At 66.7% G+C, this 13222-nt stretch carries 11 protein-coding genes; 5 read left to right on the top strand and 6 right to left on the bottom strand.

The genetic code is table 11. The annotated features are described in order from the left end of the window. Positions 1-6: 6 nt before the first annotated feature. From AC13F7_RS17225 to AC13F7_RS17245, 5 genes are all read right to left on the bottom strand, one after another. Positions 7-612 carry a DUF2894 domain-containing protein gene (locus tag AC13F7_RS17225; RefSeq protein ID WP_483002429.1) on the bottom strand — a complete coding sequence of 202 codons (606 nt, stop codon included), beginning with the start codon at positions 610-612 and terminating at the stop codon, positions 7-9. Next, positions 602-1249, bottom strand: a complete 648-nt coding sequence (locus AC13F7_RS17230; protein WP_483002430.1) for an OmpA family protein — start codon at positions 1247-1249, stop codon at positions 602-604. The genes AC13F7_RS17225 and AC13F7_RS17230 overlap by 11 nt, the downstream gene beginning before the upstream one ends. Continuing rightward, positions 1246-3651 (bottom strand): DUF802 domain-containing protein, encoded by a 2406-nt coding sequence (locus AC13F7_RS17235; protein WP_483002431.1) that lies wholly within the window; start codon positions 3649-3651, stop codon positions 1246-1248. Before AC13F7_RS17235 ends, AC13F7_RS17230 begins: the two co-directional genes overlap by 4 nt. 10 nt (positions 3652-3661) lie before the next feature. Then, positions 3662-4336 (bottom strand): DUF3348 domain-containing protein, encoded by a 675-nt coding sequence (locus AC13F7_RS17240; protein ID WP_483002432.1) that lies wholly within the window; start codon positions 4334-4336, stop codon positions 3662-3664. A 78-nt stretch (positions 4337-4414) separates the two neighbouring features. Further along, the gene (locus AC13F7_RS17245; protein ID WP_483002433.1) at positions 4415-5695 is read right to left on the bottom strand and encodes a hypothetical protein; all 1281 of its coding nucleotides are present in this window, start codon (positions 5693-5695) and stop codon (positions 4415-4417) included. 79 nt (positions 5696-5774) lie between these two features. Between AC13F7_RS17245 and AC13F7_RS17250 the strand changes: the two genes are divergently transcribed. From AC13F7_RS17250 to proP, 4 genes are all read left to right on the top strand, one after another. Beyond that, positions 5775-6887, top strand: coding sequence for an alpha/beta hydrolase fold domain-containing protein (locus AC13F7_RS17250; RefSeq protein WP_483002434.1), 1113 nt, complete (start codon positions 5775-5777; stop codon positions 6885-6887). Between the two features lie 116 nt (positions 6888-7003). Further along, on the top strand, positions 7004-7417 hold the full coding sequence (locus AC13F7_RS17255) for a host attachment family protein (RefSeq protein WP_123729359.1): 414 nt from the start codon (positions 7004-7006) through the stop codon (positions 7415-7417). A gap of 9 nt (positions 7418-7426) precedes the next feature. Then, complete coding sequence (locus tag AC13F7_RS17260) at positions 7427-7756, top strand: thioredoxin family protein (protein ID WP_346467026.1); 330 nt, start codon at positions 7427-7429, stop codon at positions 7754-7756. 384 nt (positions 7757-8140) lie between these two features. Further along, positions 8141-9628, top strand: a complete 1488-nt coding sequence (gene proP, locus AC13F7_RS17265; protein ID WP_123729357.1) for a glycine betaine/L-proline transporter ProP — start codon at positions 8141-8143, stop codon at positions 9626-9628. 32 nt (positions 9629-9660) lie between these two features. Here proP and AC13F7_RS17270 read toward each other — a convergent pair whose 3' ends face one another. Then, positions 9661-10710, bottom strand: coding sequence for a Kelch repeat-containing protein (locus tag AC13F7_RS17270; RefSeq protein WP_483002435.1), 1050 nt, complete (start codon positions 10708-10710; stop codon positions 9661-9663). Between the two features lie 137 nt (positions 10711-10847). On the opposite strand from AC13F7_RS17270, the gene AC13F7_RS17275 reads away from it, so the two are divergent. Continuing rightward, the gene (locus AC13F7_RS17275; RefSeq protein WP_483002436.1) at positions 10848-13190 is read left to right on the top strand and encodes a GH92 family glycosyl hydrolase; all 2343 of its coding nucleotides are present in this window, start codon (positions 10848-10850) and stop codon (positions 13188-13190) included. Positions 13191-13222: the final 32 nt, after the last annotated feature.

Here is a 13222-nt window from a genome sequence, read left to right on the forward strand (position 1 = left end):
GAGGCCTCAGTTTGCTGCCTTGCCCGCACGCGGCCGCCGCGGCTTCGCCCCCCGCGGCACGACCTTCGGCGTCGCGACCAGTACACCCCACTGATGCAGATGCTCCATGCCGGACAGCGCATCCAGGTACGCCATGAAGTGCGTCAAATAACCCGGCGAGGTCTCTTTCATCAGCGTCAGGGCGCGATGGACCAGCACGCCGGAGTTCAGCGGCCCACCATTGGTGGGCATCTGGGCCAGTGATTCCTTGAGCTGGCTTGCATTGCGCAGCCTGGCCCACGTCGCACGGACCTCAGCGAGCACGGGCAGCTCTGGGTAGGTCGCGTTGTGCTGGCCGCTCAATTCCGTGATCAGTGCCTGCAGGTCAATGCGTCCGGCTGACGCGACGGGCGCGGACGACGCCACTACGGATGCCTGGGCAATCTGCTCGCCGTAGCTCGCCATCAACGCATCCAGCTTCGCCTGCAGCAGCACCCGCACCTGGCCGTCATGCGCCTGCGCGCGGGCATGCAGCGCCTCGATCACGGTAAAGCGCGTGCGGTCGAGCTGGTCGAGCTTGTCCGCCCGCCAGTTCTGGAGGATCTCAGCCGTTGCGACAGAACTACTGGGCATCCGGTGCCTTGCTGGTCTTGGGCTTGGGAATCGGCGCAATCTCCACACGGCGATTCTTCGCGCGGCCTTCTTCGTCGGCGTTGGAACTCACCGGCTGCTCCGAGCCAAACGCCGCGGCAAACACCGCATCCGACGGTACGCCCTCGGCAATCAAGGTGCGGGTCACGGTCAACGCACGCTCGGCGGAGAGTTCCCAGTTGTCGGCGAAGCGCCAGTTGCCATCGCGCACCTGCTGGTCGTCGGTGAAGCCGCTGACCATGAGGATCTCCTCCCGCGAGGCCAGATAACCCTTCAACGGCCCGGCCAGGCTCTTGAGAACCTCAACACCCTCCGGCTGCAGCGTGTCCGAGTTCAAGGCAAACAGCACATTCCCGCGGATGCCGATGCGGCCATCCACCAGCGTCACGCGCCCGGCCGCGAGCGGGCCGGCCAATGCCTGCTCCAGCGTCTGGCGGCGCTGCACTTCGGCCTGGCGCTGCTTGACCTCTTCATCCAGTCGGTTGGTCAGCTCCAGCTGCAGCGCAACCACGCCGACCAGAATCAGGACGAACGCGCCGAGCAGCACCGACATCAGGTCGCCGAAGGCGGCCCAGATCGGCGCACCTCCGTCGGCCTCGACTTCGATCTCGTCGCTCATGCCGAGGCGGCTCCGGCCTTGGTGCTGCGGCGACCGGCCAGCTGCTGCAGCTCATCGATGATCTGCTTCTGCGAGAGCACGCTGAGGTCGATGACCTCACGCGCCTGGGCCACGTAGTAGGCAAGCTGCTCGTCACTGCGTGCCAGCGAGCCGTCCAGCGAGGCGGCGATCTGGGCCAGGCGCTCGTTGAGACCGTCGCTGGCCGTCCCGAAGGACTGCACGGCGCTGCCGAGCGCGTCGGCCAGGCTCGCCACTTCCACCGCACTGCCGGTGACCTGCGCGGCCACGCTGCCGAGCTTGCCGGTCTCGGCTTCGATGTGATCGGTGAAGCGTGTGCCCACCCGGTCCAGCAGCTCGGCCGAGGTCGATACCAGTGCATCGACGGCGACGCGCTGCTCGTTGGCAGCGTGGTTGACCGCATCCAGCAGGGTCTCCACGGTGGCCAGCAGGCGGCTGCGTTCTTCCAGCGTGGCGGTATCGCGGACCAGGCTGTCGGAGAGTTTGCTGCGCAGTTCGGCGACGACATCGGCCGCGGCCTTGGGCGCTTCCGAGGCGGCCTGGACGAGGCGCGAGATCTCGCTGATCGTCTCGTTGGCGTGCGCCTGGGCCTGCTGGGTGATGTCGTTGGCGGTGCGGGCGAGGGTGTCGCAGATCTCCTGCTGACGGCTGGCGACGCTGGCGCCGGTCTGCTCCCAGCGTTCGCCGAGGCTGGCGCTCATGCCGGTGAAGGCATCGGTCCAGACGCTGAGGCGCTGCTGATCGCGCACTTCCAACGCGTCCTGGAGCTGTACATGGGACTGCTGCATCGTCTCGCCGAGCGACACCGCCTGCGCCTGCAGCGTCGCGGCGGCGGCATCGAGCGCGTGCTGGTGACGCTCGCTCACTGCAGTCGCGGCGGCATCCTGGCGGGCGAGCGCCTGCTGCCATGCCTCGGCGATCTGCGCGGTGGTGGCCTCCATGCGGCTGCCGACCGCGTCGATCAGGCCGGCAGCCCGGGCGTCATGTGTTTCGGTGAAGCTGGCCAGGGCCGTGCGCAGGTCGCCGGTGAGCGCAGCATGGGTCTGCTGCTGCGCAGCCTGAGCCTCCTGCCAGCGCTGCGCGGTCGCGTTGAGCTCGGTCGAGACGGCCTCAAGCAACGCGCTGGAGCGCTCGCCATGTTGCTCGGCGAACTGGGTCAGTGCACTGCGCAGCTCGGTCGCCATGGCGTTGTTGGTCTGCTGCTGTGCGGACTGGGCCGCCTGCCAACCATCAGCGGTGCTGACCAGCTTCGTGGAAACGGCATCGAGCAGGCCAAGCGCGCGTTGATCGTGCTGCGCGGCGAACCCCTCCAGCGTGGCGCGCAGGTCCGTGGTCAGTGCCGCGTTGGTCTGTTGCTGGCTCTCCAGCGCGGCCTGCCAGGATGCGGCGGTGGCGACACGGCTGGCGTCGAAGCCCTCGGTCAACCCGGTCAGCTGGCGCTGCACCGCTTGGGTCACCGTCTCATGCATGGCGGCGTTGGCACGGGCGATGCCGGCCAGGGTGGTGTCCATCACCGGCTGCAAGGCCGCACCGACCGCGCGTGCGCTTTCGGCGACGCTGTCCTTGAGCGACTGTTCGATGGCGGCGGTCAGGCGGGCATATTCCTCGTCGGCCTTGGCATGGAAGCTTTGCTGGTTCGCCAGCAACCGCTCGCCCGAGACGTTGCTCTGCTGCTCGATCGCGGTGGTCATGGCCTGCAGCCGTTCCACCAGCGCCGGCATCCGTTCGGCCTGCTGCTGCAGCAACCGGAAGGCTTCATTGCGCTGCCAGGACTGCGAGTGCGTGTGCAGGGTGGTCGCGATCTCCACGTCCAGTCGCTGCACCGCTTCCAGGCGCTCACGCCGGCACAGGGCCGAGAGGAGGCCCAGCATCGCGGAGGTGGCGACACCGGCGATCGAGGTGCCGAACGCGACCGCAAGGCCTTCCACCGGTGCACCCAGTGAGCCGCGGATCGCCTGCAGGTCGGTCGCGCTTTCCAGCGCCAGTCCGGTCCCGCGCAACGTCGCCATCATGCCGAGCAGGGTGCCGAGCATGCCCAGCAGCACCAGCAGCCCGACCAGGTACGGGGTCAGGACGGGACCGGGCAGGGCAACGCGCTCGCCTTCCACGCGCAGACGCACGGCATTGCGAAGGCTGGGATGCAGCTGGCCCAGCCAGGTGGCGAGCCCGGCGCTGGCGGTGCCTGCGCTGACCGTGGCCGCCGTGAGCGAGGCGGTCACCTGCCGGTAGCGATACAGCTCGAGGCCACCGGCGAGGTAGCAGACGGCGATCAGCAGGGCGACAGCGAAACCGACCGGATTGGTGCTGGCGTAGCCTGCCCCGATCCAGCACACCGCAACAAGGCCAAGCAGGAAAACAACGTAGTGAAGACTGGTTCTGAACATGACGTCCCGGTTAGTGGGTGCGAAGCGCTGCAAGCAGCCCTTCTATCGGTTGAAAACGAACATCCAGCTCGGCCAGCAGCAGGCTCTGCATGTCACGGCGGAACACCTCGAGCCACGCATCATCGCTGCCGGCATCGCGCAGGCGCTCGAAATGCACGCCGAGCAGCACCGGTACCTTGGCCAGCAGGCTGTACTCCCGCGCGCTCAGGGTCTGCTCCATCAGCGCGTCGACTTCGGCGAGCCTGGCCATCTCAGGCGAGGTGCGGGTCAACATGTCGCGAAGCCGACCGCGCAGGCGGCTGGTGTCCCGGAGCATGGCCCGCTGCAACGCCAGATAGCGCTCGCGGAACGCGGTGTACTCAACAGTGCCGTCCGTACCGTCGGCCGCCACCTGGGAAGGCTGTTTGGCACCCTCAGGTTCCTGAACGATGGTCGCCTCCAACGCAGCGCGGAGCCGCCGACACTCGGCGTCCTCGTCGGCATCGAAATCCGGGCCGTCCACGGCAGGTGGAAGCCGGCCATCGAGCGCCTTGGACAAGGTGACCGCCCGCGTCCAGTCCACCCACTCGCTGAGCCGGTCTGACAGGGCAGGGCCCGCCGAGGACAGGTTGCTCTCGGCAAGGCGGGCCAGCAGCCAGATGAAGGCCGGGCCCGGGACAGGCGTCCGTTGCGCGGTTTTGGCCATTGTTCCGGTTAAAACGGCGAATTTTACACCGTAATGACTGCAGCCCGCCGGGCCGGGAGGTTCAGGCTGGGCAGGCGCTCACTTGGCGAGCAGGGGCCAGTAGCCGTCCAGCTGCCTCTGCTGGCGGGCAGTCAGCTCTCGACGCAGTGCAACTCGACGCCGCTCGGCCTCGCCGGCTCGCCCGGCCAGCGTCGACTCGCGCGCAAGTTCCAGCAGGGCGCGCTGCCGCACGCTGAGGTTTCCGAAGGGGTCGAACCAGGAATCCAGGCGGCGGCTATCCTTCACGCCCGTCCAGGTAAACCGGGCATCACCCGCGGTGGCCGCGATCTGCCGATAGCGCCGGGTTGCCTCGGCGCGGCTGATGCGCCCCTGCAGCAGGTCCAATCGCGCAGCCAGCAACTGCACGTCAGGGGTAGCGCCGCTGCCGATGAGCGCATCGACCGTGTCACGCAGGAATGCGTCGTCCCGATTGGCGGTGCTTGCCTGCATGCCGAGGAGGTTGAACGTGGCCACCGCTACGCGATATTCGCGTCGCTCAAAAGGTTCTACCTCTGCGTCGGTTGGGGCACCCAGGCGCGACGGCTGCACCAGCACGATGCCGGGTTCATCGGCCAGTACCTCATCGATGTCGCGCTTGTGGAACTCACCGACCACCACGACCACGGTGCCGCCGGGATGCGCACGCGCGGCGGCCGCAATGCGCTTGGCCTGCAGGAACGTGCGATACAGGAACAGGCGACGTGGCAGATCCTGTGCGGTGCGTGCCGCTGGAGTGAGACTCCATTGCGTGGAGCGCGCCACATTCGCGGCAACATCGGCATGGAAGAGGGTACGTTTGAGCTGCGCCGGCTCGGGGAAGGTCAGGAACTGCTGGAAACCGCGCGTGGGCCGGATTTCGGGGACCGCCTCGAGATCCATGCCGAAGCCCAGTTGCGCGTCTTCGCTCGAAGGGTGCCAATCGAAGGGGCACAGGGCGATGTTGCGCTCGCGCGCGAAGGGCACCACCACGTCCTGCACTTCGTAGGTGAATTCATAGAAATCGTTGCGTGCAAATGCTTCCGGCGAGCGCTCGATGCAGATCGCATCCGGGTCAGCGCGATCCAGGAACGCAGCCAGCACCGCCGGCCGATCTTCGCGCGCCACCAGTTGCGCCGCATGATCCACGCCCAGCACGATCACCTGCGTGGCAGGTTCAGGCACGCTGCTCTTTGCAGGCAGCGACAGCATCCCCAGCAGCATCCCCACGATCCACATCCTGATCATCCAGCCTCCATGTGATACACGTTGTGGGGAGCAGAGTGGCAGGCTGCAGGGCAGAATGCGGGTGCCGAAAGTTGTAGTCAGGGCGCCGGCGAGCACGGATCCGGATGCTTCGGCGTGCCGTGACGGCGAGGCAGCGGCTATGCTGTGGCCCGATTTCGCATAGGGAGTACAGCAGATGGGATCGACCCGCACCTTCGGGTTGCTGGCGCTGTTGGTGGCGGCCAGCGGAACGGTTATCGCGGCTACGCCCGCTGCGTCGCTTGAGGACGGCGTCCGCAACGTGCCCCGGTTCGCTTTGCCGCTGTCGCCGTATCTGAGCCCGGAAGCACAGGCCGCGATGCGCAGCGCCGTCGCCCACGGCGACCCGGTCGCGAAGATGGACAACGCCACCGTGCTCAAGGAACTGGCGACTATCCGCAAGGGTGCCGATGACTGGGCGTATGGCGAGATCAAGGCGCTGCGCCAGCGCTATCCGGTGGAGCTGCACCACGAAACCTGGAATGGCGTACCGGTGGTACGTGTCGAGCCACGCAGTGCGCCAGCCGATTCGGCGCAGCGGCGCCTGTTGATCGAACTGCATGGCGGCGCGTTCGTGTTCGGCCGCGCTGACAGCCTCGGCCTGCTGGAGGCGATTCCGGTCGCGGCCATGACCGGGGCCACGGTCGTGGCGGTGGAGTACCGGCAAGGCCCGGAGCATCAGTTTCCGGCCGCGAGTGAGGATGTGGCCGCGGTCTACCGGGCGGCGCTGGAGAAGATGCCGGCACGGCACATCGGTCTGTTCGGCTGCTCGGCCGGCGGCGTGCTCACGGGCGAATCGCTGGCGTGGTTCGCCAAGGAGAAGCTGCCGATGCCGGCCGCGGCCGGCCTGTTCTGCGCCGGCGGCGATGCACGCTACGGCGGCGACTCCCGCTATGTGGCGGCGGCCGTCACCGATGCACTGCTGCCGCATGCTGACGGCACGTTGCCGATCATGGAGGACCTGTACTACGGGAAGGTGGATTTCCGTGATCCACTCGTGTCGCCGGTGTTCTCCGATGCAGTCCTCGCGCAGTTCCCACCGACCCTGTTCATCACCGCCACCCGTGCGGCGGAGCTGAGCAACGTGTCCTATACGCATTCCCGGCTGGTGGACCTGGGCCGCGAGTCGGATCTGCACGTCTGGGACGGGCTGGGCCACGCGTTTCATCTGGATGCCCGCCTGCCCGAGAGCCAGCAGGCTTACCGGGTGATGGCCCGGTTCTTCACCCGCCACCTGGACATGCCGCTACCGCCAGCGCCTGTGGAGTAGGGCGCACAGGCGTTGCATACGGAATGCATACATCCGTATGCACGGTGCTTACATGGGGTTGCCTACGGTGGAACCCGAGTGCACCCGCGCTCGGTTTTTCCCATAAGGAGTAGATGATGAGCCAGCAGATTCCCGAAGGTACCCTCGTTGTTGTCGCCGACGGCGGCTCGGCCCGCGTGTTCACCAACGTTGGCACCGCGCACAAGCTTCAACTCAAGCAGGAGGGGGAACTTCAGCTGCAGGCCGTCAGCGAAACCGGCGCCTCGGGGCAGGGCCCCTCCGGCTCGGTGCCACAGGACATGACGATCTCCCAGCTCAATGAAGCCACGTTTGCCAAGCAGGTCGCCGCGCAGTTGAACGAAGATGCGCTGAAGAACCGCTACGCGCACCTGATCCTGATCGCCGACCCGCAGACGCTGGGCCGCATCCGCCCGTTGCTGCACAAAGAAACCCAGGAGCGGCTGATCAAGGATTTGGCGAAGGATTACACCAACGCACCGCTGGAGGACATCCAGCGCGCACTGTCCTGAGAACCGCTTATGGCCTTCGTTCGTGAGTACAGCCCCTCCGACATCACCCGTGCCGACATCGATGCCGGCAGCGGATGGGTGATGCTGGAGTTCGGCACCGGTTGGTGCGGCCATTGCAGTGCCGCCCAGCCCCTGCTGCAGAAGTTTCTCGGCGGCTACGACGCTACGCACCTGAAGGTCGAAGATGGGAAGGGGCGGCCGTTGGGCCGCTCCTTTGCTGTGAAGCTGTGGCCGACGGTGATTCTGTTGCGCGATGGCCGCGAAATCGCGCGTGCAGTGCGGCCGCACGAGCGCGACGATCTCGCGCCATTGATCGACGCATTGGAGCGCGGGCAGTAACGAGCATCCCGCTCTCGAGCGACATTCGCCCTGCGAGATGAGTGTCAGCACAACACATTCGCCGCATTCCCAGCGCTGCCGACGCGTGTATGCATCGCGTGAAAAGTAGTCAAAACAGCTTGAAACATGCTGTTCCACGCTGCCGACCGGAGCAGTACGGGCCTCGCGCTCGCCAAATGTAGTAAGATGGCCCGCTTGATCACCCCCGGGCCATTGCCCGCTTCCTGGTCATCCATCCCGCAGCGTCGCTGAGTCCACGCGGCCGTCCGGGATCGTCTGTTGCAACCCCTCTTCGCGCATCGCGCTGTGTCATCAGAGGCGGTATTTCCTGTGCCGTGCGCGGGACCTCGGGCGCCGCGATGGCCTGCTTCCAGGAGAAAGCAGATGCAGGACCTACCTGCCGCACACGCTCATTTTGGCTGGTTCAAACGCCGCCGCCAGATGCATGTCGACGAAGTCACGGTCGTTGATCGTCCGATGTTGAAGAAGGCCGTTGGCGCTGCCGCGCTCGGCAACGCGATGGAGTGGTTCGATTTCGGTGTCTACGGCTACCTGGCCGTGACCCTCGGCCACGTGTTCTTCCCCGACAGCAGCCCGACCGCGCAGCTGATCGCCACCTTCGCCACCTTCACCGTCGCCTTCCTGGTGCGCCCCTTGGGCGGGCTGGTGTTCGGCCCGCTGGGTGACAAGTACGGGCGGCAGAAGGTGCTCGCGGCCACCATGATCCTGATGGCTGCAGGCACCTTCAGCATCGGCCTGATTCCCTCGTACGACCGCATCGGCATCTGGGCACCGGCGCTGTTGCTGCTTGCCCGCATCGTGCAGGGATTCTCCACCGGCGGTGAGTACGGCGGCGCGGCAACGTTCATCGCCGAGTATTCGACTGACCGAAATCGCGGCCTGATGGGCAGCTGGCTGGAGTTCGGTACGCTGGGCGGCTACATCGCCGGTGCCGGCACAGTCACCGCACTGCACATGGCCCTGAGCAGCACCCAGATGTTGGACTGGGGCTGGCGCATTCCGTTCCTGGTGGCCGGCCCGCTGGGTCTGCTTGGCCTGTACATGCGCATGAAGCTGGAAGAGACGCCGGCCTTCCGCGCGTACGCCGAAGAGGCCGAGAAGCGCGATCACGAGCGCCCGGGCCTGGGCGCGCTGTTCCGCGTGCATTGGGCACAGCTGCTGATCTGCGTCGGCCTGGTGCTGGTGTTCAACGTCACCGATTACATGCTGCTGACCTACATGCCCAGCTACCTCAGCGTCACCATGGGCTATGCCGAAAGCAAAGGCCTGCTGCTGATCATCATCGTGATGCTGGTGATGATGCCGCTCAATGTGGTGGGTGGATTGTTCAGTGATCGCCTGGGTCGTCGCCCGATGATCATCGGTGCCTGCATCGCGCTGTTCCTGCTGGCGATCCCGTGCCTGAAACTGGTGGGCAGCGGCAATGACTGGCTGATCTTTCTGGGGCTGATGCTGCTCGGGCTGGCGTTGGTGTGCTTCACCAGCTCGATGCCGTCCACGCTGCCGGCGCTGTTCTACACGCCGGTGCGCTACAGCGCGCTGTCGATCGCCTTCAACGTATCGGTCTCGCTGTTCGGGGGTACCACGCCGCTGGTGACTGCCTGGCTGGTGGAGCGCACCGGTGATCCGCTGGTGCCCGCTTACTACCTGATGGGCGCGGCGGTGATCGGCGTGATCACCATGCTGTTCGTGCGCGAGACCGCCGGCATGCCGCTGCGCGGCTCCCCGCCGGCGGTGGCGAGCGAAGCCGAAGCGCGCGCGTTGATGCGCAGTGATGAGCCGGTCACGGTGGACGCGACCCAGCCCATGCTGCCCGAGGCGGCGGTACCGGACTCGGCACGGCCGGCGTAAGCCGGGACGGCATGCGCCCGCCTGGCGATGGACTACGGACGGGCGGCCAAGCGGTAATGGTCGTCGAGTTCTGGTCCGCCGCCACGATCAGCGCTGCCCGCGACGACGTGCAGCGCACCGTTCAGCACCGCCGCCTGCATGCCGTGTCGCCCGACCGGCAGCGGCGGCAGCCGCTCCCAGCGCTGAAGGGCGGGGCTCCAGGCCTCCACCTCTGCATGCGCGGCCGTGTGCGCATCGCTTTCGCCGCCGATCACAACGATCCTGTCATTCCAGGCAACCGTGGCCGTGCCTGAGCGTGGGGTCGGCAGGGGCGAGGGAAGGGTGGACCAGCGGCCCGATGCGATATCGAAGACGTCCACGGCTGCCACCGACTGCATCCCCGACGCATTGCTGCCATGGGCGCTGACCCGGCCACCGGCGGCGTAGAGCGCGCCGTCCAATACCGCCGCGTGGAAGTGGTCGCGCGCATGCGGTGCATCCGGCAGCGCTGTCCACTGCCCCGTCGCGGGATCGAAGACATCCAGCCATGGCACCACGCCACCGGTGTGCCCACGCGTTACACCACCGACCAGATAGAACTGGCCCGCGTGCAACGCAACGCCACTGGCACCGCGAGCGCGGCCTGCCGGCAGCGATGGCCCCTGTTGCCACGCATCCGCCGTCGGGTCGTAGATCCACAGCGCAGGAACGGCGGGCTCGGCTGGGAAGTCGCCGGTCAAGGCCCCCATCACCCAGATACGGCCGTCGTAGGCGAGTGCCTGAGTGTGGTGAAGCTGTTCCAGTGGAGGTCGTGCGCCGGAGGTCCAGCCTCCGCTGGCGGGATCGAAGACCTCCAGGGGGCGTTCACCACGTCCCCCCAGCAGATAGAGTTTGCCATCAAGCGCGACCAAGGCACTTTCGTGTCGCGCGGTGGGTGGATGTCCGCTTTGGTGCGCTGTCCATGTCAGCGCTGCCGCTGATGGTCCAGAGGCCCCGGTGGATGCAGCACCACCGTTGTGAGCGGTTCGCCCCGCACACGCGGCGAGCAGGGCAGCAGCGATGAGGGAGGTTGCCATGAGGCAGGTGCGGCGGCGTAACACCATGCAGGTCTTCCCGGAAACGAGCCAGGCGCCAGCGTAGCAAGCCGCGTCCCCCCGCGTCCTCAACCGCACCGCAACATGCCGGTCTGCTGGGGCGGTGCTAGGATCACTCTTACCTGAATCGATCTAAATTCAACGCCATGACAAAAACGGGGACGGTGCGCTGGTTGGGGCTCGCAGTAGGGGCGATGTTGGTGGCCGGCACGGCCACGGCGGCACCGGCGAAGGTCGGCGAGCGTGCCTACGCGGCGGTTGATCCGTTCATCGGCACTGCAGGCGAGGGTCACACCTATCCCGGCGCCACGGTCCCGTTCGGCATGGTCCAGCTCAGCCCGGACACCCGCATCCAGCCGCGCGAGAGGGCCTATGGGTGGGCGGCAGGCTACCGGCACGACGACACCAGCATCGTTGGCTTCTCGCACACGCATTTCTCGGGCAGCGGCCATTCCGATCTGGGCGATGTGCTGCTGATGCCGGTGCGCACCGATGCCAGCCTGGAGCGTGGCGACCCGGACAAACCTGGCAGCGGTTACACGTCGCGCTTCCGCCACGATGACGAGCGCGCCGAGCCGGGCTACTACGCGGTCACTCTGGATGACCCCAAGGTGCGCGCGGAACTCACCGCCAGCACCCGCGTGGGTGTGCACCGTTACACCTATCCGGCCAACCAGCCGGCGCGCGTGCTGCTGGACCTGCGCACCAGCCTCTACGACTATCCGGGCAAGATCCTATGGTCGCGTCTGCGTGCCCGCGAGGACGGCACCATCACCGGATTCCGCGAGACCCGCGGATGGGCGCCAGGTCGCCAGCTGTATTTCGCGATGCGCTTCTCCCGCCCGCTGACCGGTCATGCGTTCCACAATACCGAGACCGACATCGCCTACAAGGGTTTCCCGCCGCCGGGGCACCAGAGCCCGGCCCAGCGTGCACAGATTGAAGGGCGCCAACTGGTGGGGACGTTTGATTTCGGCAAGCTCGATAAACCGCTGGTGCTGACGGTGGCGATCTCCTCGGTCAGCGAGGCAGGTGCGATCGCCAACCTGGAGAGTGAAGTGCCGGGCTTCGATTTCGATCGCGTCCGAGCCGGGGCGAGAGCGCAATGGACGCAGGCGCTGTCGGTGCTGGACATCGACGCGCCCGAGCATGACCGGCGCAGCGCCTACACCGCGCTGTACCACAGCCTGCTGGGGCCGACGGTCTTCATGGACAGCGATGGCCAGTACCGCGGCTCGGACAACGCGGTGCATCGTGCCGAGGGCTACACCAACTATTCAACGTTCTCGCTGTGGGACACCTACCGAGCCCTGCATCCACTGCTCACCCTGGTGCAACCGGAGAAACGTAACAGCGATTTCATCAATTCGCTGCTCGCGCACCAGCACAACAGCGCCTACGGGATGCTGCCGGTATGGGCGTTCCACGGCCAGGAAACCTGGTGCATGATCGGCTACCACGCCGTGCCGGTGATCGCCGATGCCTACCTCAAGGGCATCCGCGGTTTCGATGAGAACAAGGCATTGGCCGCCATGGTGGCCACCGCCAATTACGGACCGTACGACGGCATCGCGCAGTACCGCGAGCTGGGCTGGGTGCCGATCGATGAGGAAGGCGAAGCGGCCAGCAAGACGCTGGAATACGCCTTCGACGACTGGACCATCGCGCGCATGGCCAAGGCCATGGGCAACACGAAGGTCGCCGGTGAGTTCGAGAAGCGCGCCACCAACTGGCGCAACGCGTACGACAAGGACACGGGTTTCATGCGGGCGCGCAAGCGCGATGGCAGCTTCCGCACGCCGTTCGATCCGAGCGCCAGCGGCTACGGCACGGATTACACCGAAGGCAACGCCTGGCAGTACTCGTGGTATGTGCCGCACGATGTGGCGGGCCTGGCCGCCGCGCACGGGGGCAGCGACAGACTGCTGGCCCGGCTGGACGAGGTGTTCGAGGCCAAGGTCGACCCCTCGATCTTCGAACACATGGAAGACATCACCGGTCTGATCGGCTGGTACGCGCACGGCAACGAGCCCAGCCACCACGTGGCCTACCTGTATGCCCATGCCGGGCAGCCGTGGCGCACCCAGGCACGCCTGAAGCAGATCATGGACACCCAGTATGCCGACCGTCCCGATGGCCTGGCCGGCAATGACGACCTTGGCCAGATGTCGGCCTGGTACGTGTTCACCGCGCTGGGCTTCTACCCCGTGGCGCCGGGCAGCGGCGAGTACATCATCGGCCGCCCGTTCCTGCCCAAGGCAGCACTGCATCTGCCCAACGGCAGGACCTTCACCATCGTCACCGACGGGCTGGGCAAGGGCCACGACTATGTCGGTTCGGTGACCCTCAATGGCCAGCCGCTGCAGCGTACCTTCCTGCGCCACGAGGAAATCCTGGCCGGTGGCGAGCTGCGCTTCACCCTCCAGGCCGAGCCGAACAAGGCTTGGCCGGGGCAGGGCGCGGAACAGCCGTACTCGATGTCCCGCTGATCGGCTGCTGCGGCGCCCTTCTGGCCAAAATG

It is taken from the genome of Stenotrophomonas sp. K-6, assembly GCF_056861555.1.

Bases quoted from the DNA above. Each gene is read 5' to 3' on its own strand.
- AC13F7_RS17270 (WP_483002435.1), bottom strand. From the start codon at position 10,710: ATGGTGTTACGCCGCCGCACCTGCCTCATGGCAACCTCCCTCATCGCT.
- AC13F7_RS17260 (WP_346467026.1), top strand. From the start codon at position 7,427: ATGGCCTTCGTTCGTGAGTACAGCCCCTCCGACATCACCCGTGCCGAC.
- AC13F7_RS17250 (WP_483002434.1), top strand. From the start codon at position 5,775: ATGGGATCGACCCGCACCTTCGGGTTGCTGGCGCTGTTGGTGGCGGCC.
- AC13F7_RS17255 (WP_123729359.1), top strand. From the start codon at position 7,004: ATGAGCCAGCAGATTCCCGAAGGTACCCTCGTTGTTGTCGCCGACGGC.
- AC13F7_RS17230 (WP_483002430.1), bottom strand. From the start codon at position 1,249: ATGAGCGACGAGATCGAAGTCGAGGCCGACGGAGGTGCGCCGATCTGG.
- AC13F7_RS17235 (WP_483002431.1), bottom strand. From the start codon at position 3,651: ATGTTCAGAACCAGTCTTCACTACGTTGTTTTCCTGCTTGGCCTTGTT.
- AC13F7_RS17225 (WP_483002429.1), bottom strand. From the start codon at position 612: ATGCCCAGTAGTTCTGTCGCAACGGCTGAGATCCTCCAGAACTGGCGG.
- AC13F7_RS17275 (WP_483002436.1), top strand. From the start codon at position 10,848: ATGACAAAAACGGGGACGGTGCGCTGGTTGGGGCTCGCAGTAGGGGCG.
- AC13F7_RS17240 (WP_483002432.1), bottom strand. From the start codon at position 4,336: ATGGCCAAAACCGCGCAACGGACGCCTGTCCCGGGCCCGGCCTTCATC.
- proP (WP_123729357.1), top strand. From the start codon at position 8,141: ATGCAGGACCTACCTGCCGCACACGCTCATTTTGGCTGGTTCAAACGC.